At 39.4% G+C, this 254-nt stretch carries 1 protein-coding gene; it reads left to right on the top strand.

Features of this window, described 5'->3' with window-relative positions:
* Nucleotides 1-254, top strand: a 254-nt coding sequence (locus tag R2R70_RS21665; RefSeq protein ID WP_410979148.1) for a hypothetical protein, incomplete at both ends; no start/stop codon positions are given.

The raw sequence follows: 254 nt of genomic DNA, 5'->3' as shown, positions 1-254 counted from the left end.
AGTGTCGACTCTGAATGAAGAACGCTGGTTTGTATTACCCCAAGCAAACTACCTAGATGGTGGTTTTGCTTATTGGCAAGATACACAGGGAATTCGTTTAATTGCTGATTTTTCTCAGGGTAATTTGTCGCAGTCAGCAATTATAATGCATGGACAAGCGTTTCAATTAAACCTAGAAACAAATTCTCAAGGCGTACTGTGGCTTTATTTAAATGCACGTCATTACGCCAAACCAGTGAGTGTAACCTTTTTAG

This window comes from Cobetia sp. SIMBA_158, assembly GCF_046566945.1.
Taxonomy (GTDB): domain Bacteria; phylum Pseudomonadota; class Gammaproteobacteria; order Pseudomonadales; family Halomonadaceae; genus Cobetia; species Cobetia amphilecti.
The sequence above is the reverse complement of the archived record's forward strand: the minus strand, read 5'-3'. Positions and strand labels throughout refer to the sequence as shown.